The following is a 19,126-nucleotide window of genomic DNA, read 5'->3' on the forward strand; positions in this document are numbered from 1 at the left end:
GCCGGTTGGCGGGGCGTTTGAACGACTATTGAAGGAAGACGGGCGGACTTCGCGGCGGTGGGGCACGGCCGGGTGGACGCGACCAGGCGCGATAATCCGAGACGGGCTGTTCAGTGGTCCCGAAAAAGCGCGGTGGTTCCGGCAGGTCCGGTGAGAGCGGCAGCGGCGCAACATCATGCGCAACGGCCTTCAGGTCACAGCTGATGCCATAATGGTCGTGCGGTTGGTCGCCATGCGCTGCAGCGTCGAACAAGGCAGCGCCCTGCACCCACAGGAAGAGGGCGGCAATCGCGGCCTTGACCATGAAAGACGTTGAACTCACGCGCATGGGGTTATGAAGTAACAACTCGTATTGCTGGCGCAAGTTCGGAATTTCGCATCTCCTGCAAAAAAAGCCCCGCGATGTCTCGCGGGGCTTTGTCGAATTGAGAGGGCGGCACTGAGCCTAGCAGCCGTCGACCGAGATGCCGGCCTGACCGTCGCCGGTGAGTACGTTATTGAAAGGGGTCGATACGGCTTCATCGAACACACATTGCGCCGACGTTCCGTTCAGTTTTGGCCCAGCCATGCCGGGTGAGCCATTATAGCCCCAGGAATTGACGGAAATGATGGGCCCGGTTCCATTGCTAAGTGGCTGGATCCAGGGGCCGCCTGACGATCCGCCGGACAGGCCGCAGCCTGGCAGCCACCAGTTATCAGAGCCTTCGGTCGTCATGTCTTCGGCGCAGTACATGAAATACGGATCGTCCGAATAGGAATAGCCGAGCGCATGGGTAAAGTCTGCGGACGTCGCACCATCATTGCCGTCATTGACGGCGGGTGGACTGAAGTCGATGCCGAGGCTTCCGACGGCAGTATCCAGGGCATCGGACGTCGATGCGCTGCCGGAGTGTGCGCCGCTATCCTCCACGACGTAGTATGCGTAGTCCCAAGGAATATTGTCCGGGAAGGAGCGGGTAGTCCAGTTGACGTCTACCGCACCGAATGTGGGTGCCCAGCAGCCGACCGGATCATTCGCACAATTGGTGTCAGTACCGCTGCCCGTCGTCTGGTCCTGATTCGGGATGAAGAGTACGTTGCGGGCGAATTTCTTGCTCACATCATCGAACACGCAGTGGGCGGCTGTGATGATGACGGAACGGCTGGATGCTCCATCGGTCGCAACCGTGCCAGAGCAGACATAGGCGGCCCAGCGCGTGCCACGGCGATTGGTCGGCATTTCGTAGAGCAGGCGCCCCGTCACGTCTTGTATCGGCCCGCCGTCGCTCCAGCGCTCGTTGGCGACTGTATCCCCACCCGGACCAGGGTCTCCGCCGCCGCCGACCGTGAACGCATAAGAACTGGATGTGGCGGAATTGCCGCCGCGTTTTGCGGTGTCGGTTGCCGTTACCGTCCAACTTCCCGGGCCGGTTGGGAACCCGGACAGGCTTACCTCATAGGTATCGCCGCCGACCAGCGTGCCGGAAAAGCTCTGCGAGCCTCCCGTGTAGTTGATGTTGAAGGTCACGGATTTTACGCCGCTCGCATCCGTCACTTCGGCGGAAAAGACCTGAGCTGTTCCTATCGTTGCCCCATCTGATGGCGACCGGCCCGATATTGTGGGAGGCGTGGTGTCATTGTTGGAGGGTGGTTTGGCCTGCGGTGCCGGTGCTGGCTTGACCGCTTTGACCTTCAGTTCATAGGGACGATTGTGGCCGTGGCCTCGCAAAACGCCGTTGGCGTCGCGCATATAGGCAACGCCCCTGTGGTCAAGGACCAGGTCGCGGGGAATCGCGCTGTCGATCCGTTCCTGCGTCCAGTGCGCGAAGACACCATTTGCGCGGGCGTTCGGATTGGCGTTCTCACTCTGAGCGTTAGCTGCAAAGCCGCACAGGGTCACAGATATGGCAGCTGCACCGAGCAGCCGTCCGGTTGTAAACGTCATGGAATACTCCCCTTCTGTGCGACCCTGACTGACGCCTTGAGCCGCAGTGAAGCTGGCAGTTGATGTGCGCGATTGATGCGTGTCAACGGTCCCAAGTCATGACAATTTGTAATCTAGAGGTTTGCAAAGTCGTGGATCGGGACGGGTTTTGCAAAAACGTTCCGTTTTCTAGAGCGGATTGTAAGAAAGCGGAAGAATATTGCCGTGGAATAGGATACCGAGACGCCGATATTTCATTTCAACGGAAACCGTTTGCGTCCGCGCCGGCCGACTTCATCGGGCGCTGGATTGAGAAGGATCGGAGATGAATGTGTCTAGAACCTCCACTTCCTTCGCGAGCGGATGCAGCGAAAGGTCGGACAGGGCGATGTAGGTGCGGCCCATGGACCGGCTCTTGTCGGGTATGGCATCGCGCCTGAGCGCGATGGACATGCCGCGCCAGACGAGTTCAGTGCAATAGAGATTGTTCTCGCTCTCGATCGAGTATCCGCGATCAAATGGTATGCGCGCCCTTGCTTGCGCGTCCACCCACTCCACCATGCGCTGGCGCGCGTCGCCATCCATGTCGAGGCGGTAAAGCCCTGCCTGGTCGACATCGCTGAGAAATGTCTCGAGGGAGACGGCGCGGACTTCTCCAATTTCCTCGCCGGGGGCGCCATCGCCGGTATCGGCGTGTACAACGAGGATCGGCGCGCAGCATGTTTCAGGCACGTGCGTGACGATCCCGACATGGCCCCAGCGCTTGTCACCGGTTGACCAGCGCGCGGCAAGTTCGGTCCAGACCGCTGTGCTCGCCCCCTTGAAGAGGAGGTCGCCCTCCTGGGCGATGGGTGAGATGGCATCCAGCATGGCGCTGGTCCGGCCTGGGTCGGTTTCAGCGCTGCCCTGCCACGTTGTGGCCAGGAGGCCGAGCAGGATTATCGTTTGGCGAAACACGTATTGACCGAATTGGACGATGGAACGCTGATCTTGCTGCGAGCCTCCTCCAGACCTTCGGCAAAGGTTGCGCCCTTGTTGATCGCCGCAGCGATGGCCTTCGCGTCCTTGATCGGCATTGGTGCGCCGGAATAGGACGAGTTTTCGTCGGACCAGAGCGGCGTCGTGATCCGCCCGGCGACGCATTCGCACGTCCCCAGATCATAATCATAGTCGCCGGCGGCGCGTGACCGGCGGATGGAGCCGTCACAACCGGAAAGTGCGCGCGCCTGAATGTCGGCGAGGCGTTCTGGCTCGGTGCTTGCACAGGCTGGCACAAGACAGCAGCCGGCAATGATGGCGGCGGCAAAGTGAAGTTTCATGGCGTCCCCTCAAACGTAATGAGGGCTACAGGAATAGACCCCGCAGACGCGGGACGCAATCGACCAGGACAAGGGATGGTTAAAGAAAAATCGGCACGCGTTAACCTTATTTTTGACGCACCTGACAGGCTAGAATCGGCGAAAATACAACAGTCGGGAACCAAAATGCGTGTGTGGAATTAAAACTATGTAGGTTAAGCATGAATACCCGGACCAGGGACTCGGAAGGGGTTTGTGTTCATGTTAAGTTAAACGTGTAGGGTCAGGCTTTCCCCAGAGTACGGGGAGAAAATGACCGTGAGAGGTGTCAGGAAAGCCATGTTGATCGCTGCTTCAACATTTGCGTTTATCGGCTGTCAGGGGTGCCAGCAGGTCCCGGAGCTGCGGTCTCACGCGCCTATCAACCGGTTCGAGGCCGTCTCCGGCCAGGACCGCCCTCTCCCTCTGGTTGATGCCGAATCAAAGCTCGCCTTCCAGAGATCTGAGACAACGAATGTTGAAGGCTTGTCATTGGCACCGGTGCCTTCGGGCGTGCCGGCCCTGAACATTGATTTCGCGACCGCCGGCCAGCTTTCCACCATGCGCATCTCCAATGCGCAGGGTATCCGTAACTTCGAAGGCCGCCGCGCGGCTTCCAACCTCACCAATCCAGTCCGCAATGTACGCGACTTTGGGGCGTCGCTAGCCTTTTCAGCAGCTGACGCGCAGACCGGCCTCGGCTTTGACCTCGGCTTTGTTCCCCGTGTGAGCGTTTCGACAGATGGTCAGTTCGAACAGCGCCGCGTTGGTGGTGAACTCCGCATCGGTCAGAATTTCGACCAGCGGGGCAAGGACGTCGAAGCCACCGGCTGGTACCTGTTTGCAGGCGCGGATGGCGAAGCGCTCGTCTACGAGCCTGACCAGGACCGCAATTTCACCAATCGCATGGCGCTTCGCGACCAGGTCACGGTTGGCGACATGCAGGCCGGCGTTTCCTTTACCCGCGGCGATGGCCAGCTTTCACTGAGCTATATCCGGCGGGAAGTTGAATATCGCGAGCGTGGCGTGCGCGGCGAGGAAACCGAAGATTTCGCTGGTGTCAGCTTCACCATCCGCAAATAAGGCCGGCGCGGACGTGCCACTGCCTTCGCAGGCTGGACGCGATTCTGTCACAAAATGACCACAGCCAATGTCAGCATTGTAAGCTGACGGGTCGTATGCATGAGCGCTATAGCGCTGCACACCAATCTTTCAGTGCGCACCGCTCATGCCTTCACGCCACATCCTGATTTCCGTCCTGTCCGCAGGGATGCTGTACACAACAGGCAGTGCGACTGCGCAGGGTGTCGAGGTGCCCGAAGATGCGCCGTCCTACCTGCTCAATCGCGGCGTCTGGTCGGTTACTTCCGAGAATGACCTCTTTGGCGGTACTGACCGCAACTACACAAATGGCCTTCGGATTGAGCGCGTGTCGCCGGCCAATCATGTCTCGCCGGTGCTGCGCTGGGCCGCCGATCAGCTGCCTTTCCTGGATCTTGACCGCAAACGCCTGCGCCAGGGGCTTGCTCTATCGCACGCCATTTTCACGCCGGAAGACATTACGGCCACCGTGCCAGACCCGGACGACCGGCCTTATGCGGGCTGGCTTTACATGTCGGGCACTGCCGTCGCGTCGGATGACCACATTCAGGATAGCCTGCAGCTCAATCTCGGCGTGGTCGGCCCATCCGCGGCAGGTGATTACGTCCAGAGCCAGTGGCATGACCTCATCAACTACCAGAAGCCGATGGGCTGGGACTATCAGCTGAAGGACGAAATCGGCATCGAGCTTGTGGCGCAACGTATGGCTCTGTTTGACGGGCCCAGCCTGCCTTTCGGAATAGAGACTGACTACGGCGTGTATGGCGGCGGCGCGCTTGGCAATGTGCGCACCTATGCTGGCACAGGCCTTGTTGGCCGCATCGGCTGGGATCTCGAATCTGACTTTGGGCCGCCGCGCATCCGACCGGCCCTGACGGGGGCCGGCACCTTCTCGCCTGCCCAGGCCTTCGGTGGCTACCTCTTTGCTGGCGTTGATTCGCGCTTTGTCTTCCGCGACATGTTCCTTGATGGCAATGCGTTCAGGGATGGCGCGCGTGTCGCTGATCGCAACAAGGTTGTCGGCGACATCCAGGCGGGGGCGGCGGTCCATATCTCCAATGTGCAATTGGCTTTTACCTATGTGCACCGCACTGAGGAGTTTGCGCGTCAGGACGGCGCACAACGTTTCGGTGCCGTTTCCGTCTCGATTGCCTACTAGTCCACAGCCCTCCCATTCGCTGTGGAAAGCGTTAACCAGTGACAGTATATATCTTGCGGTTAATGGATAGTTTTGGCACTATATGTGGTGCTGATGAGACAGAAAGGGCATCCCCATGGCAGACGGAATTATCAAGGTCCCCGGCCTTCTGCAGCCAAGCAAGGCATATAAGCCGTTTCGTTATCCGTGGGCGTATGATTTCTGGAAGATCCAGCAGCAGGTTCACTGGCTGCCGGAAGAGGTTCCGCTCGGCGAGGACTGCAAGGACTGGTCGAACAAGCTGACCGACAAGGAGCGCAACCTCCTTACACAGATTTTCCGTTTCTTCACACAGTCCGACGTCGAGGTCGGCGCGAACTACATGGAAAACTACATGCCGCTCTTCAAGCCGGTTGAAGTGCGCATGATGCTTGCCGCCTTCTCGAACATGGAGACGGTTCACATCGCGGCCTATGCGCTGCTGCTCGAGACGATCGGCATGCCGGACAGCGAGTTTGGCGCCTTCATGGAATATGAGGAGATGGCCGCCAAGCACGACTATCTTGGCCAGTTCGGCGTCGAAACCGAAAAGGACATCCTGACCTCGATGGCGGTGTTCGGCGGATTCACCGAAGGGCTCCAGCTGTTTGCCTCCTTCGCGATGCTGATGAACTTCCCGCGCTTCAACAAGATGAAGGGCATGGGGCAGATCGTTTCCTGGTCCGTGCGCGACGAGTCGCTCCACTGCGAAGGCATGATGAAGATGTTCCACACCTTCGCTGAAGAGACCGGCGCGCTGACCAAGTCCGTGAAGGACGATATCGCAGACTGCTGCCAGACGGTCGTCAAGCTCGAGGACAAGTTCATCGACCTCGCCTTCGAGGCCGGAGAAGTGCAGGGCATGACGCCGCAGGATATCAAGAACTATATCCGCTACATCGCCGACTGGCGCATGGGGCAGCTCAAGCTTGACCCGATCTACGGGGTCGACAAGCACCCGATCCCGTGGCTGACGGAAATCCTGAACGGTGTCGAGCACGCCAACTTCTTCGAGGCCCGCGCCACAGAATACTCCAAGGGCGCAACCTCGGGTGAGTGGCACGGTGATGAGGGTGTCTGGTCGATGTTCGACAAGCAGAAAAAGACGGTCGCGGCCGAATAGGGCGCCGCGATCAGGCCAAACAGAAAAGGGCGCCTTTCGGGGCGCCCTTTATTCATTCCGGATATAAAGAAGACGAGACTATTCGGCAGCCTCTTTCGGGCTCGTATCCTCGCGGCCGCGCGACAGGGTCGACATTACGCCATCATTCTCGCCCGCTGTTGCCTCGGCCTCGGCCTTCTTGCGATAAGTGCGGCGGCGCGGTTTGGCGGTTTCTTCGCCCGAAGCAGAAGCAGCTGCCTCCTCGGACGCATTGTCATTTTCGCCTTCAGAAGACGCAGCGGTACGATCTCTGTCAGCGTCGTCATTGTCGCGCGACTTGCGGGAATTGCGGCGCGGCTTCTTTTCCGACTGGTTGTTGTCGTTTTCAGACGAATTGTCGCTCGACTGATTGTCACTGTCGTCCGACGCATCATTGTCCGACTCATTGTCATTATCGTCGGATGTATTGTCGTCATTCTTGCTGCGCTGCTTGTCCTTCTGGAAGGAGGCGACGATGCGCGCATAGTGTTCGGCGTGCTGGAAGTGGGCTTCAGCCTTCACCCGGTCGCCAGCGGTCAGCGCGTCACGGGCATATTGCTGGTACTTGTCCAGAATCTGCTGCGCCGAGCCACGGATTTTCACGTCCGGACCGGTGCTTTCATAATGCCGGTTAGGGTTGTTGCTGTTATTGTTTCCGCCAGACCGACGTCCACGTCCGCGCTTGCGTTGCATACGCTAAATTCCTGATCCCGTTTTTTTGTCCGTTAAGTCAGACCCTGCGCGTCACATCCCAATCGGGAAATACGGAAATGTGTCGCTTGCTCCCGGCGGGGCTCCTGCAAGAATGGAGCCGCCTGCCCGATCTCTGCTGTAGCGCGCATTTGCGGCTTCGCCAAGCCCCTTGCTGCGCTTCATCTGCGGGCTGAGACAACCCGGTCCCGCTGGCCATGGTCCTGTCCACAGGAAATGGCGCTGAAACCGGCCTTATCAAGGAGTGCCGTTACAGCGGCGCGCTGGTCAAAGCCGATCTCGAAGACAAGCCACGCGCCCGGCTTCATATGTGCCGCCGCAAGATCAATGATGCTGCGATAGGCATCGAGGCCGTCTCGGCCGCCATCAAGTGCCGAATGCGGTTCAAAGCTTCGCACACTTGCGTCGAGCGTGGGAATGACATCGCTTGCAATATAAGGTGGATTGGAAATGACGAGGTCGACTTCGTCCCAGCCCATCCAGTCTTCCCAGCTTCGGCATCGAATGACTGCCCTGTCGGAGAGGCCGAGTCGTTCCATGTTCGAATAGGCCACTTCAGCGGCCCGCTTTGACCGTTCGATGCCAAGGCCCCTGGCGCCTGGGTGATTGGCCAGGAGCGCCGCCAGCAGGCAGCCGCTGCCCGTGCCGAGATCGGCAATGCTGGGCGGGTGTCCGAGAGGCAGGCGCGCCAGCGCTTCATCCACGACGACCTCGCTGTCGGCGCGAGGGATCAGCGTGTCCTTTGTGATGCGGAAGTCCAGACCGTAGAAATGCGCTTCGCCGGTCAGGTGTTCGAAGGGCTCTCCGACAGCCAGACGTTCGACAAGGTCGAAGAAGGCGGCGCGGGTGCGGGCTGGGATCTCGTCACCTTCATCGCGAATGAGCTCTGCCGCCGTCAGGCCGCTGACATGCTGCATGAGGTGACGCGCATCGCGGGCACCGTGCGCCATGCCGGCCGATTTCAGGCGGCGCGCCGCAATGGCGAGGGCCGTCTTGTATGTTGCATCCTCATGCATTCTCGTCCATCGCAGCCAGCTTGCGTGCCTGGTCTTCGGCAATCAGTGCCTTGATGACATCGTCCAGCTTGTCGCCGGTGATGATCTTGTCGAGCGAGTAGAGCGTCAGATTGATACGGTGGTCACTGACGCGGTTCTCCGGGAAATTGTAGGTCCGTACCTTCTGCGAGCGGTCTCCCGAGCCGATTTGTTCGGCGCGGGCCTCTGCGCGGGCGGCGTCCTTTTCAGCGCGTTCGCGCTCATACAGGCGGATCTTCAGCTGCTCCATCGCCTTCTCGCGGTTTACGTGCTGAGACTTTTCCGAACTCGTCGTGACGATGCCGGTGGGCAGGTGGGTGATGCGCACGGCCGAGTCAGTCGTGTTGACGTGCTGGCCGCCCGCGCCGGATGAACGCATCGTGTCGATCCGGATGTCTTCCTGGCGGATATCGATCTCGATATTCTCAGGCGCGGGAAGCACGGCGACCGTGGCCGCGGATGTATGGATGCGCCCGCCGCTCTCGGTTTCCGGAACGCGCTGGACGCGGTGCACACCGCTTTCCCATTTCATGCGGCCAAAGACACCATCGCCTTCGATACTGGCGATGATTTCCTTGTATCCGCCGACATCGCCTTCAGAGACGGAAACGACATCCACTTTCCAGCCTTCCAGCTGGGCGTAGCGTGAATACATACGAAACAGGTCGCCAGCGAACAGGGCGGCCTCGTCGCCGCCGGTCCCGGCGCGCACTTCGAGCACGATGTTCGCCTTGTCATCGACATCCTTCGGGATGAGGAGGAGCTGGACTTCCTTTTCGAGTGCAGGAAGCTGTTCCTTGATCTCGTAATATTCCTCCGAGGCCAGTTCTGCCATTTCCTTGTCCGGACCCTTCATCAGGGCTTCGGCATCTTTCAGCTGCTGGCGAAGATCGGCAAGCTCCCGGGCCTTGTCGGCAACGGGCTTGAGGTCAGCATGCTCACGTGACAGCGCAACGATCTCGTCGCTGTCTGTCACAGAGCCCATACGGGCTTCTACTTCGTCAAACCGGTCGATGACCTGTTCGAGGCGGGACATTGGAATATTGGCCATGCCCCGCCTCTAAACCGGATTGGCTAGCGGGGGAAGCGGGCTCATGCGGTCATCGGCTGGCAGTAGGTCCGGTCGAGGTAGGTCAGGATCGATAGCGCGCCGGTCTGTGTTTCACCCGTATTCGGATCTTTGAGTTTCAGGCCTGCCCCGTCGGTGTGAGAGGTCCAGAGGTAGGCGAGTTCATGGGTCGAGAGCGCTTCACGGATGATGCGGGCGGCCGGCGAATTCTCTGCGCCCTGGAATTCAAGTCGCTGATCTGGTTGACGCGACGGTCTCACCATCATCCCGCGCATCAGGCGTGGCCAGACAAGCGCGATGGAGGTGAGGAGGTTGAGCGGTCCAAGCCGGTGCATGAACGGCTTCGCATCAGGCGCATAAGTTTCGCGGACATAGCGGGCAATGTCGGCACTTTCATACATGGCGACATCGGTGTTTGGGTCGATGAGATAGGGAAACATGGACTTTCCACCGAGTTCGATCGCCCTGGGACGATACCTCGTCCCGCCCTTCGGGCATGGCCGGACTTCGACTGGGACACCTGTTACCGAGATCGCTTCGCGGGCAATGCGGCAGAACGGGCAGTTCTCGAACTCGTATAGAATGAGCGGCTTTTCAGGTGTGACCGCGGGTTTGCCGGGTCCTCCAGCGCCCAGCCGCAGGACGCTGCCGATCAGCGACAGCGTCCAGTCGAGCGGAAAGAGCAATCGCCGGATCATTCCTATGCGCCGATTGCCGAGCTGGTCAGCACGCGGATGACTTCCTTGCCGGCCATCACCATCAGAATGATCGAGCTCAGCGCAAAGACAAGGAAACGCTGCGTTACCTTGCTCGACAGGATCTGTACCAGAGAATGCACAACACGAAGGCCGACATAGGCCCAGGCGAGATACATGAAGATACTGTCCCCGCCGCCGGTGAGCGCAGCAAAGAAGACCAAGGCATAGAAGATGGTCGGCTGTTCGTGCAGGTGATTGTAATTGTCAGCGACCGAACGGGTGCTGGCGGGGATCTTTTCATTATAGGGGCTGCCCGGGTGGCGGGCGTCATCGGGATTGATGCCGGCCTTCTGCATGGCCGGAATACGCGTCGCATACATCCAGACCCACATGATGAGTGTCCAGACGATCAGTGCCAGTACCGGCAGCAGATCCTGCATTTGATATGTCATTATCATGCCTCCCAAACTTATTTGGCGGGGGCAACTTTAACCCTGTTCGTCGGCGTTGGCACCTCATCTCCTCGCGCCATGACATTATCCAGCCAGTCGAGCCAGAAATCCCAGTCGCGCTGGGTGATCGAATGGCCGCCGGGCCGCATCCAGAAGACGAGGTCGGCCTCGACCGGCGCATCCTGCATATTCTCTTGCTGCAGGCCGCCTGTTCCTGCAGCAGCATAGATCGGGGCGGCTTCCAGCGTCGCGCGCCAGGACCCGTTCGGATCTGACCAGACATCGCGCCGGCCATTTCCGATGAGCAGCGGCGTCGGTGCGTTGAGCGCAATCAGCGCATGCATGTCGACCGGCGTCGTGTTGAGGCCTCTGGCGTCAAAATTGGCATAGTTTGGCGCGAACCAGTGCGGGTATTGCTTGGCCATGCCGGCCACAGTTTCCCCCGGCTTGTTGCGGCTGAGGGCTGTGCCGCCGGTGCCGGCCTGATGAGCAACAATGGCATCGATGCGGCTCTCGTAGATGCCAGCGACGAGCGCTGACTTCGCCGAGCGTGAATGACCCATGATGGCTTCGCGGTCGGTGTCGACGCGCGGATCGGCTTCCAGAACGTCGAGCGCGGCAGTCCAGGCGGCGGCCCAGCCGGAGACCGCTCCGGAAATCTCTCCGCGCGGACCGTGCGGGAAGTCCGGCAGGAGCGCGCGCGCTGGCTCTTTTGAGTCCGGGATCACTTCAGACGTGTAATAGCTGGCATAGGCATAGCCGCGATCGAGCACCTGCTGCATGGGCGGGGTTGAGATGAAGCGTCCGAATACCTTCTGGACCATGCTGCCCATGAACGAGGGCTCGCCGCCTCCGCAGAAATCGTCCAGCGCCTCCGGCAGGGGCGGGGTGAGCGCGGGATAGTTGAACGCCGTCTGGTTGCCGCAGAAGGACTGGCTGATGATGATCGGGTGCGGACCGTCAGATTTCGGCCAGGCCACGGCCAGCACGAAGTCGCGCCGCTTGCCTGAGCCTTCAATGGCAATGACAAACTCTTCCAGAATGCCGTGACCGTCCCAATAAGCCTCGTCCACAACGCGGTGCTCGATCAGCCGGCCGCTCACACCTTCCGGAATTGGTCCTGTAATGTGGGTCTCGATCCGCTGGATCCAGTCTTCGCGCCGGTCGAGAAAGTCCTCGGCATCATGGGCAATTGGCGGATACGCGGCGGGTTTTCCCTCGACATCGAGGCTGGCATAGTTGAGCCCGAGCTGAGTGCAGTTTGCCATGCCGACGAGCAGGATGCCGATGACAATCAACCGGCCGACCGAGCTCAGAATGCCCAGCACAATGTTCATGATTGCATGCCTCCGGACCAGCTTCCCGATAACAGGTGACAGGATTGCGGCCCAGAGGCTAGGGCAATGTTTCCCCAGATTGTGAGGCAGCGACCGGCAAGCGGCCGCGATATCCGCGAGAGCCGGGGATCTGCTCTCCTGTATCCAGCCTGATCATGACATTGCCGTCTCCCGTCGGCGTGATCTCGCTTATGTGCCCGCCATGGACCAGGAATGAGCGATGCACCCGTATGTGGCTTCCCCCCGCCGCTGACAGAAGCTTTTCAAGCGCGCTCAGCGTTGAGCGGGCGAGATAGGTCCGTCCGGGTGTTGCGACTTCGACATAATTGGATGCCGCCTTTGCCCAGATGACGTCGGCGGCATCGACGAGAAAGACGCGGCCGCCCGATTTCAGGGTCAGGCGTTGGCGACTGCTGGCTTCGCTTTCAGCAGCCCTCGCTTCCAGCCCGCGCTGTTCGACAAGCCGGTTGAGCGCAAAGATCGCGGCAATGAGGGTGTAGCTCAGAACGTCCTTGCGGTACTCATACAGCCAGATGGAAGGGTCGGCCAAACCGAACTCGTAAGCCTGTCCCAGAAACCCGAGATGAAGTGCTTTTCTTAGCGCCACCATGGACAGGACATGCGCGGCGGAAAAGACGACCGTCGCCGCAAGATGAATGGGAAGGGCCTTGCGCCAACTGTCACCGGTAATCGGAAACCGGCTCAACATGAATGTGATGAACGGCGTCAAGGCGAAGATCATGAGATGCGAGGTCGCCTGGGAAATCCACGGCGCGGCAATGACGGGTTGGCCGATGCGATAGTGATCATACTGGTCCGACAGCGCTTCCACGAAGAAGGAAACGGTCAGGAAAGCTGCCAGCATCAGCCAGGTTCGCCGATCGGCCCGGTGATCGGCATCAAGTTCGGGATGGTGGGCGCGGTCAGCCATCTGCTTTCCATGCCATAGCCGGGGCGAGCGGCGAAGCGGCGAGGGCGAATTTCGTCCCTCCCCAATGGTATTCGTCCCAGGAAGCCAGATTTCATCCCGCCGATGTGCGCCTCGTGGCATGGCGCGTGACGTATGCCGGTGCGGTCACCATCAAGGGGCGTAGCGTAACCCGAATACGAGGCCTCACATGACGCAGCTTTCCTCCCGCAGACATGATCTCGACTGGCTTCGGATCATCGCGTTCATGATCCTGATTTTCTACCACACGGGCATGTTTTACGTGAGTTGGGATTTTCACGTCAAAAGCGCCCATGCTGGCCCCGACGCCGAATGGCTGATGCTGCTGTCCAATCCCTGGCGACTGTCGCTGCTCTTCCTGATCTCCGGCATCGCTATCCGTTTTGCCACCGACAAGACGCCCGCGTGGGAGATGGTGAAGAGCCGTCTTGTCCGTCTCGGCCTGCCGATCCTTACCGGAATGGTCCTGATCGTGGCGCCGCAAAGCTATCTGGAGCTGATCGAGAAGGGTGAATTCGCCGGCAGTTTCACCGCCTTCTATCCGCTCTATCTCGATTTCGGGTCCAGCTTCTCAATCATCACGCCGACCTGGAACCATCTCTGGTACGTCGTCTACCTGCTCGCCTATACGCTGATCCTTGTTCCGCTGGCCGGGCCGGTTCGTCGCGTGATGGATGGCGTGGGCGGGCGCATGACTGAGGTGCTGTTTCGCGGGCGACGGGGTGTGCTGGCGCTTCTTGTGCTCCCGGTCCTGCCGCATTGGCTTTTCAACATCGCCCTGGACCCCTTCTTTCCGACCACGCACAATTTTGTCTGGGATTTCGCTAACCACGCCCACAGCTTCACTGTCCTCCTGACCGGCTTTGTGCTGGCGAAGGACGAGGCCTTCTGGAGTGCCGTCCACCGGGCCTTTCCACTTGCGCTTGTCCTGATGCTTGTCCTCGCCCTCTCAACGACGCCCATCCGGCACCACTGGGAGTATGTCGGTGTGCAGGCGCCGTGGCTGGCCGTTCCCCTCAAACTCGCCACAACCGCTTTCGCCTGGCTTGTGATCGTGTGCTTCTTCGGTTTTGGCCAGCGTTTCCTGAACCGGTCGGGCAAAGCACTTGCCTATATGACGGAGGCGATTTTCCCCTGGTATATACTGCACCAGACGCTGATTATCATGGCTGGCTTCTGGTTGACGCGTCAGGGCCTGAATGTCTGGGTTGAGTTTGCCGGGGTACTGATCGCCACGATCGGTGGTTGCGCCCTGTTGCACGAGTTTGTCATTCGACGGTCGAGTGTCCTCAGACCGCTCTTTGGGCTCAAACCGAAGCGGTTGCCAGCATCAGCCGTACAGCCTGCTGAGTAGTCTACTCCGCTGCGGCCATTTCGGCTTCGCGTTGATCGCGGAGCCGTTCGGCTTTCTGCTCGACGAGGTCGACAATGTGATCGATCATGTCGGCATTCGAGACATTGTGGTCTGCCTTGCCTGAGATGAACATCTTGCCGCTCTCCTTGCCACCTCCGGTGAAGCCGAGATCGGTGAGGGCCGCTTCGCCGGGGCCATTGACCACGCAGCCAATGATGGAGAGCGATATCGGCTCTGAAATATGGGCGAGGCGCTGTTCGAGGATCTCGACCGTCTTGATGACATCGAAACCCTGACGCGCGCAGCTCGGGCAGGCGACGATGTTCACGCCGCGGGTCCTGAGCCCCAGCGATTTCAGCATTTCATAGCCGACTTTGACTTCCTCGACCGGGTCAGCTGACAGCGAGACACGGATCGTGTCGCCGATGCCCATCCAGAGGAGGTTTCCCATGCCGATGGAGGATTTCACCGTGCCGGTGCGCAGGCCGCCAGCTTCCGTGATGCCGAGGTGAAGCGGCGCGTCGGTCGCCTCCGCCAGCTGCTGATAGGCCGCCACGGTGAGGAACATGTCCGAGGCTTTCACCGAAATCTTGTAGTCATGAAACCCAAGATCATCGAGAATGCGGGCATGCGCGAGCGCGCTCTCGACCATGGCTTCGGGGCAGGGTTCGCCATATTTCTCAAGGAGGTGGCGCTCCAGCGATCCGCCATTAACCCCGATCCGCATCGAGCAGCCATTCGCACGGGCGGCGGCGACGACTTCCTTCACCCTGTCGTGACTGCCGATATTGCCAGGGTTAATGCGCAGGCAGGCAGCGCCGGCATCGGCCGCTTCGATCCCCCGCTTATAATGAAAATGGATGTCCGCCACGATCGGCACAGGGCTTTCGCGGCAGATGTCAGGCATGGCGGCGGTGGAGTCCTCGGTCGGGCAGGAAACGCGCACAATGTCTGCCCCAGCTTCTGCCGCGCGGTTGATCTGCTCGATCGTCGCGGCGGCATCCTCGGTGGGGGTATTGGTCATGGTCTGCACCGCAATCGGGGCATCTCCGCCGATTTCAACGGATCCGACGCGGATCTTGCGGGACGGCCTGCGCTCGATGGACCGCCAGGGTCTGACCGGATTGTGGCTCATGGATACCTCTGATCTCGCCTCCTTCTAGCATGTGGCGTTCCATTTTGGCGAGGTAAAGGCGGCGGGCGCAGACCAGATGTCACGCCTTCCGGCTGTCGGGCGAAATAGATCAAATTTCATACATCGCTTGAACGGGACCGAAACGCAGCTCTGTTAACCAGAATAATCAAGAGAGGCGTGCCGGATCAGAGCGCGTAAGGAATTATGACAGACCAGATTTTTCCAGGCGTGCTAGCGCCCAGATATCTTCGGAAGCTCAAATCATGGGCGCAAGACAGGCGTGGAATCGCGGCTGTCGAGTTCGCCATGATTGCCGTTCCGTTCTTCTTCCTCATATTCGGACTGCTTGAGATCTGCGTGATCTTCATCATGTCTTCTGTCCTCGAGCATGGCATCAACGAAGCGGCACGCGGTATCCGGACCGGACAGCTGCAGCAGACAGCGGATTTCGAACGCGACGATTTTGAGAAGGTCATCTGCGCGGAAATCTTCGACATGTTCCAGTGTGAGGGCAAGATCCAGATTGATGTGAAGACCTTTGACGACTTCGCCTCGACGAGCAATCCAAGCCCGATCAATGACGATGGTGAACTCGACACGACGAGCTTCGACTTCGATCCGGGTGAAGCCAATGACATCGTGGTCGTCCGCGTCTTCTATGAGTGGGAGCTGATGACCCCGATCCTGAGCGCGCCGCTTGCCAATCTGAAGGACAATAAGCGCCTCCTGCAATCGACCGTCGTGTTCCGCAACGAGCCATTCGGAAACTAAGCCATGATGTACTTTTCCCGCCGCCTCCGTCAGTTCCGTGCCGCGAACAAGGGCATTTCCGCTGTCGAATTCGCGCTCATCGCACCGCTGATGATCCTGATCTACTTTGCCTGTATCGAGCTGTCATTCATGATGGTGCTCGATCGCAAGGTGACGAGCTCGGCCGCTGCCCTGGGCGATCTTGTGGCCCGGGCCTCGACAATCGATGATGACGATCTGGCTGATGTCTTCGAGGCGACCCGGATGATTTTCCAGCCAAACCCGATCGCTGAGGCCCGCATGCGGATTTCGAGCCTTTATGACGATGAGGGCACGATCAAGGTTGCCTGGAGCGATGGCTACAACATGGTTGCCTATTCTGAAGACCAGGTGAAAGTCGTGCCAGACGATCTGGTGCCAGCTGGCGGTTCGGTGATCTATGCCGAGATCGAGTATGACTATGAGTCGACGCTTGGCTATCTCTTCACCACGAAGAAGACCCTGTCTGACGAGTTCTATCTGCGTCCACGCCGGACTGACTTTGTCGCCCGGGTCCGCGACTAGGGCCTGATCCCGGATCAGGTCTCGGTCGCCGGGTGCTTGCCTGACTTCACAGTGGTGAGCACCGCAAGGCCGAGGATGAAGAGCAGGCCGATCGCACTCATACCGACGCGCTGGTCGCCCGACCAGGTTGTGAAGAGTTCGACCAGCAACGGACCGAGCCAGACCGTCACCGTGCCTGCAATCGCATAAAGCCCGAAGAATTCGCCGACCCGTTCTTTCGGCGCGAGATGGACCAGAAGCGTGCGGCTGGACGAAATGCTGGCGGTTGCCGTCACGGCGATGAACGCGGCGGTACAGAGATAAACGACGTCCGAAAAAGTATTGAAGACCGGCCCGTCCCAGATCTCGAACCCCTGCACCAGGCCGAACAGGATGGCATCCGGTGTTATCGACAGCTGGAAGGCCAGCGTTGCGAGCATGCCGAGGATTTCGACCATGAGGGCACGCTTGGGCCCCAGCAGGCCATCCAGCCAGCCGCCAACCAGTCCGCCGCCGAAGGCGAAAAAGGATGCCAGGATGGCATAGGCCGACAGCTCGACCACATTCCATTGCAGGTATAGGCCGATATAGACGCCGCCGAGCGCGAGGAGGGCAGCCATGCCATCGGCATACAGCATGCGGGCACCGAGATATTTCAGGATCTCCTTGTTGTCCGACGCCTTCTTCACTGTGTTGAACAGGCCAAGGGCGCCATTGCGCGCAGCCTTTGCCCAGCTTGCGCCTTTGGTGCCGCCATCCTCGGAATAGAGAAAGAAGGGGATGGAAAACACAGCCAGCCAGACCGCTGCGAGTGGTCCGACGAGCCGTTGGTGTTCACCGCTTGCGACATCGAGCCCGAAGAGCGGCGCGCTGAATGGCCACCCCATCAGCGCGGGCATCGCGAAGGCGAGCACGATGAACAGCATCAGGAGCGCGCCGGCGAGGTTTCCCAGCGCAAGGCCGAGCCCGGAAATGGCGGGCAGGGACCGCGCCCTGCCGTTTACGCTCAGCATCGCATTGTGGGTGACTTCGGAATAGGTGTAGCCAACGGACGCAAGGACGAGGGCTGTCATCCCCATCCAGATGGGCATGCCGGTCCCATCGGCTTTCACCCACCAGAGCGAAAAGGACATGACGGCGATCAGGCCGAGGAAGACAGCAAGAATTGGCTTGCGCCGGCCGCCCCTGTCCAGCGCTGCGCCAAGGAAGGGTGCGGTGAAGGCTGCAACGAAGCCTGCATATTTGACCAGGGAAGAAATCGTGGCTTGCCCTTCGGCATTTGCCGCGCGCCGGGCCGCTTCACCGTCGAGGCCGGAAAGCTCGCCGCTGGCCAGAAGATTATTGCCGATCACGCCCGCAAAGTATGGCGCAAAAAGGTAGATAATGACGAGGATATAGTAGGGATTGCGCGCCCATTCGAAGATTGCCCAGGCAAAGCCTCTCTTGTCGAGCGCGCCCCCAAGATCGATTCGAGGTTCTACTATCGGTTCTGCCGGTGCCGGGGTCGCATCGCTCATACATTTCCTCCGTGCAGCGCTCTTGGATGGCGCTTGAATGCGTCCAGCCTTGATCAAAACTGCGGAGAGGGGAAGAGTTAGTTTTGCTTGCCGCCGCGTAAGTCAGACGGAGGCGAAGGCCCGGTCAATCGAGAAGATTCTCGCGGATTGCGTGGCGTCGGGACGGACCGACAGCGAGGGCTTCTTCCAGATAAGTGTCCAGCGATCCCGACTTTTCCTCGATCGAGGCAATGGCCGCTTCAAGGAATTCCCGTTCGACGCCGAGAAAAGGCTTGTAGATTTCGCCGTCATAGCTCTTGCCGAGCATGGAGTTGAAATAGTCGCGCGCTTCCGGCAGGCGCTCCTCGGCCCGGGCAGCGGTATTGGTCAGCTCATAGTCGACGAAAATATCGTCCATGGACACGCCCAGCACGTGATGGGTCAGGGCGCAGAGAATGCCGGTGCGGTCCTTGCCGGCTGCGCAATTGACGAGCGCGGCGTCCTCGGTCGGTAGGGTTTCAAGCATTTCGAACCAGGCGGTATAGGTCGGTACGAGCGACTGGCGGTATGGCGCTTCGACGTAATAGTTGCGCATCCAGCCCTTGGAGGCTTCAGCATCGACGGCGACCTGCTTCAGGAAGTTGACATGCGGGGCTTCTGTCTCGCGGCCATGGTCGGAAAAAAGCTTCTGGACACCGCTCACCGGCCACTTGTCACCATGGCGCTCGCGCTCATCCGGGCGACGCAAATCTGCCTGCACCTTGATGTTGAGAAGTTCGATGCCCGTCAGGTCCTGATCGGTAGCTTCGCCAAAATGTCCCGAGCGGTACAGCTTGCCTGTCTTGATGCGTGCGCCATCAGCGCCTTCATAGCCGCCAAAGTCGCGGAAATTGCGCACGCCTTCAAATGGTTTGACCCGGTCGTCCATTATCACTCTCG

General features: G+C 59.7%; 20 protein-coding genes. 6 read left to right on the plus strand and 14 right to left on the minus strand.

Annotated elements, in window-relative coordinates:
- Window positions 1-25: 25 nt before the first annotated feature.
- The 4 genes from B8746_RS06220 to B8746_RS17085 all read right to left on the minus strand — a co-directional run bounded on the left by B8746_RS06220 (window position 26) and on the right by B8746_RS17085 (window position 3,222).
- On the minus strand, window positions 26-328 hold the full coding sequence (locus tag B8746_RS06220; protein ID WP_158084547.1) for a hypothetical protein: 303 nt from the start codon (window positions 326-328) through the stop codon (window positions 26-28).
- Between the two features lie 117 nt (window positions 329-445).
- Window positions 446-1,924 carry an Ig-like domain-containing protein gene (locus tag B8746_RS06225; protein WP_084392562.1) on the minus strand — a complete coding sequence of 493 codons (1,479 nt, stop codon included), beginning with the start codon at window positions 1,922-1,924 and terminating at the stop codon, window positions 446-448.
- A gap of 273 nt (window positions 1,925-2,197) precedes the next feature.
- Window positions 2,198-2,860: a YiiX/YebB-like N1pC/P60 family cysteine hydrolase gene (locus B8746_RS06230; protein WP_158084548.1), complete on the minus strand. Its 663-nt coding sequence runs from the start codon at window positions 2,858-2,860 to the stop codon at window positions 2,198-2,200.
- Window positions 2,842-3,222, minus strand: a complete 381-nt coding sequence (locus tag B8746_RS17085) for a hypothetical protein (protein WP_158084549.1) — start codon at window positions 3,220-3,222, stop codon at window positions 2,842-2,844. The genes B8746_RS06230 and B8746_RS17085 overlap by 19 nt, the downstream gene beginning before the upstream one ends.
- A gap of 291 nt (window positions 3,223-3,513) precedes the next feature.
- Here B8746_RS17085 and B8746_RS06235 point away from each other — a divergent pair, with 291 nt between their 5' ends.
- From B8746_RS06235 to B8746_RS06245, 3 genes are all read left to right on the plus strand, one after another.
- Window positions 3,514-4,323: a lipid A-modifier LpxR family protein gene (locus tag B8746_RS06235; RefSeq protein ID WP_143434537.1), complete on the plus strand. Its 810-nt coding sequence runs from the start codon at window positions 3,514-3,516 to the stop codon at window positions 4,321-4,323.
- 145 nt (window positions 4,324-4,468) lie between these two features.
- A complete protein-coding gene (locus B8746_RS06240; RefSeq protein WP_084392570.1) occupies window positions 4,469-5,500 on the plus strand; it encodes a lipid A deacylase LpxR family protein in 1,032 nt (343 codons plus the stop codon).
- Between the two features lie 115 nt (window positions 5,501-5,615).
- Window positions 5,616-6,641: a ribonucleotide-diphosphate reductase subunit beta gene (locus B8746_RS06245; RefSeq protein ID WP_084392572.1), complete on the plus strand. Its 1,026-nt coding sequence runs from the start codon at window positions 5,616-5,618 to the stop codon at window positions 6,639-6,641.
- A 78-nt stretch (window positions 6,642-6,719) separates the two neighbouring features.
- On the opposite strand, the gene B8746_RS06250 is transcribed toward B8746_RS06245, so the two are convergent.
- The 7 genes from B8746_RS06250 to B8746_RS06280 all read right to left on the minus strand — a co-directional run bounded on the left by B8746_RS06250 (window position 6,720) and on the right by B8746_RS06280 (window position 12,891).
- Window positions 6,720-7,352 carry a DUF4167 domain-containing protein gene (locus B8746_RS06250; protein WP_084392574.1) on the minus strand — a complete coding sequence of 211 codons (633 nt, stop codon included), beginning with the start codon at window positions 7,350-7,352 and terminating at the stop codon, window positions 6,720-6,722.
- A 179-nt stretch (window positions 7,353-7,531) separates the two neighbouring features.
- Window positions 7,532-8,386 carry a peptide chain release factor N(5)-glutamine methyltransferase gene (prmC, locus tag B8746_RS06255; RefSeq protein WP_084392577.1) on the minus strand — a complete coding sequence of 285 codons (855 nt, stop codon included), beginning with the start codon at window positions 8,384-8,386 and terminating at the stop codon, window positions 7,532-7,534.
- Window positions 8,379-9,455: a peptide chain release factor 1 gene (gene prfA / locus B8746_RS06260; protein WP_084392580.1), complete on the minus strand. Its 1,077-nt coding sequence runs from the start codon at window positions 9,453-9,455 to the stop codon at window positions 8,379-8,381. Before prfA ends, prmC begins: the two co-directional genes overlap by 8 nt.
- Window positions 9,456-9,496: 41 nt before the next feature.
- A complete protein-coding gene (locus tag B8746_RS06265; protein WP_084392582.1) occupies window positions 9,497-10,171 on the minus strand; it encodes a glutathione S-transferase N-terminal domain-containing protein in 675 nt (224 codons plus the stop codon).
- A gap of 2 nt (window positions 10,172-10,173) precedes the next feature.
- Window positions 10,174-10,623, minus strand: coding sequence for an MAPEG family protein (locus B8746_RS06270; protein WP_084392584.1), 450 nt, complete (start codon window positions 10,621-10,623; stop codon window positions 10,174-10,176).
- Between the two features lie 17 nt (window positions 10,624-10,640).
- The gene (locus tag B8746_RS06275; protein ID WP_084392587.1) at window positions 10,641-11,960 is read right to left on the minus strand and encodes an alpha/beta hydrolase family protein; all 1,320 of its coding nucleotides are present in this window, start codon (window positions 11,958-11,960) and stop codon (window positions 10,641-10,643) included.
- 58 nt (window positions 11,961-12,018) lie between these two features.
- Window positions 12,019-12,891, minus strand: coding sequence for a LytR/AlgR family response regulator transcription factor (locus tag B8746_RS06280; RefSeq protein ID WP_158084550.1), 873 nt, complete (start codon window positions 12,889-12,891; stop codon window positions 12,019-12,021).
- Window positions 12,892-13,078: 187 nt separating this feature from the next.
- Here B8746_RS06280 and B8746_RS06285 point away from each other — a divergent pair, with 187 nt between their 5' ends.
- A complete protein-coding gene (locus B8746_RS06285; RefSeq protein WP_084392592.1) occupies window positions 13,079-14,263 on the plus strand; it encodes an acyltransferase family protein in 1,185 nt (394 codons plus the stop codon).
- Between the two features lies 1 nt (window position 14,264).
- On the opposite strand, the gene ispG is transcribed toward B8746_RS06285, so the two are convergent.
- Entirely contained in the window at window positions 14,265-15,398 is a 1,134-nt protein-coding gene (gene ispG, locus B8746_RS06290; protein WP_084392595.1) for a flavodoxin-dependent (E)-4-hydroxy-3-methylbut-2-enyl-diphosphate synthase, read from the minus strand.
- 204 nt (window positions 15,399-15,602) lie between these two features.
- On the opposite strand from ispG, the gene B8746_RS06295 reads away from it, so the two are divergent.
- Window positions 15,603-16,169, plus strand: a complete 567-nt coding sequence (locus tag B8746_RS06295) for a TadE/TadG family type IV pilus assembly protein (RefSeq protein WP_084392598.1) — start codon at window positions 15,603-15,605, stop codon at window positions 16,167-16,169.
- Between the two features lie 3 nt (window positions 16,170-16,172).
- Complete coding sequence (locus tag B8746_RS06300) at window positions 16,173-16,712, plus strand: TadE/TadG family type IV pilus assembly protein (RefSeq protein ID WP_084392600.1); 540 nt, start codon at window positions 16,173-16,175, stop codon at window positions 16,710-16,712.
- A 14-nt stretch (window positions 16,713-16,726) separates the two neighbouring features.
- On the opposite strand, the gene B8746_RS06305 is transcribed toward B8746_RS06300, so the two are convergent.
- Together B8746_RS06305 and B8746_RS06310 are read right to left on the minus strand one after the other, a co-directional pair.
- Window positions 16,727-18,208: an MFS transporter gene (locus B8746_RS06305; RefSeq protein WP_084392603.1), complete on the minus strand. Its 1,482-nt coding sequence runs from the start codon at window positions 18,206-18,208 to the stop codon at window positions 16,727-16,729.
- A 124-nt stretch (window positions 18,209-18,332) separates the two neighbouring features.
- The gene (locus B8746_RS06310; RefSeq protein ID WP_084392605.1) at window positions 18,333-19,115 is read right to left on the minus strand and encodes a tyrosine-protein phosphatase; all 783 of its coding nucleotides are present in this window, start codon (window positions 19,113-19,115) and stop codon (window positions 18,333-18,335) included.
- Window positions 19,116-19,126 lie beyond the last annotated feature (11 nt).

Origin of the sequence: Henriciella pelagia, from assembly GCF_002088945.1 — a bacterium.
GTDB classification, from domain to species: domain Bacteria; phylum Pseudomonadota; class Alphaproteobacteria; order Caulobacterales; family Hyphomonadaceae; genus Henriciella; species Henriciella pelagia.

Excerpts from the sequence above, each read along its gene's own strand:
- B8746_RS06295 (WP_084392598.1), top strand. The coding sequence starts at position 15,603 with ATGACAGACCAGATTTTTCCAGGCGTGCTAGCGCCCAGATATCTTCGG.
- B8746_RS06275 (WP_084392587.1), bottom strand. The coding sequence starts at position 11,960 with ATGAACATTGTGCTGGGCATTCTGAGCTCGGTCGGCCGGTTGATTGTC.
- B8746_RS06280 (WP_158084550.1), bottom strand. The coding sequence starts at position 12,891 with ATGGCTGACCGCGCCCACCATCCCGAACTTGATGCCGATCACCGGGCC.
- B8746_RS06285 (WP_084392592.1), top strand. The coding sequence starts at position 13,079 with ATGACGCAGCTTTCCTCCCGCAGACATGATCTCGACTGGCTTCGGATC.
- B8746_RS06240 (WP_084392570.1), top strand. The coding sequence starts at position 4,469 with ATGCCTTCACGCCACATCCTGATTTCCGTCCTGTCCGCAGGGATGCTG.
- B8746_RS06300 (WP_084392600.1), top strand. The coding sequence starts at position 16,173 with ATGATGTACTTTTCCCGCCGCCTCCGTCAGTTCCGTGCCGCGAACAAG.
- ispG (WP_084392595.1), bottom strand. The coding sequence starts at position 15,398 with ATGAGCCACAATCCGGTCAGACCCTGGCGGTCCATCGAGCGCAGGCCG.
- B8746_RS06305 (WP_084392603.1), bottom strand. The coding sequence starts at position 18,208 with ATGAGCGATGCGACCCCGGCACCGGCAGAACCGATAGTAGAACCTCGA.
- B8746_RS06310 (WP_084392605.1), bottom strand. The coding sequence starts at position 19,115 with ATGGACGACCGGGTCAAACCATTTGAAGGCGTGCGCAATTTCCGCGAC.
- B8746_RS06220 (WP_158084547.1), bottom strand. The coding sequence starts at position 328 with ATGCGCGTGAGTTCAACGTCTTTCATGGTCAAGGCCGCGATTGCCGCC.
- B8746_RS06250 (WP_084392574.1), bottom strand. The coding sequence starts at position 7,352 with ATGCAACGCAAGCGCGGACGTGGACGTCGGTCTGGCGGAAACAATAAC.
- B8746_RS06245 (WP_084392572.1), top strand. The coding sequence starts at position 5,616 with ATGGCAGACGGAATTATCAAGGTCCCCGGCCTTCTGCAGCCAAGCAAG.
- B8746_RS06225 (WP_084392562.1), bottom strand. The coding sequence starts at position 1,924 with ATGACGTTTACAACCGGACGGCTGCTCGGTGCAGCTGCCATATCTGTG.
- B8746_RS06265 (WP_084392582.1), bottom strand. The coding sequence starts at position 10,171 with ATGATCCGGCGATTGCTCTTTCCGCTCGACTGGACGCTGTCGCTGATC.
- prfA (WP_084392580.1), bottom strand. The coding sequence starts at position 9,455 with ATGGCCAATATTCCAATGTCCCGCCTCGAACAGGTCATCGACCGGTTT.
- prmC (WP_084392577.1), bottom strand. The coding sequence starts at position 8,386 with ATGCATGAGGATGCAACATACAAGACGGCCCTCGCCATTGCGGCGCGC.
- B8746_RS06270 (WP_084392584.1), bottom strand. The coding sequence starts at position 10,623 with ATGACATATCAAATGCAGGATCTGCTGCCGGTACTGGCACTGATCGTC.
- B8746_RS06235 (WP_143434537.1), top strand. The coding sequence starts at position 3,514 with ATGACCGTGAGAGGTGTCAGGAAAGCCATGTTGATCGCTGCTTCAACA.
- B8746_RS17085 (WP_158084549.1), bottom strand. The coding sequence starts at position 3,222 with ATGAAACTTCACTTTGCCGCCGCCATCATTGCCGGCTGCTGTCTTGTG.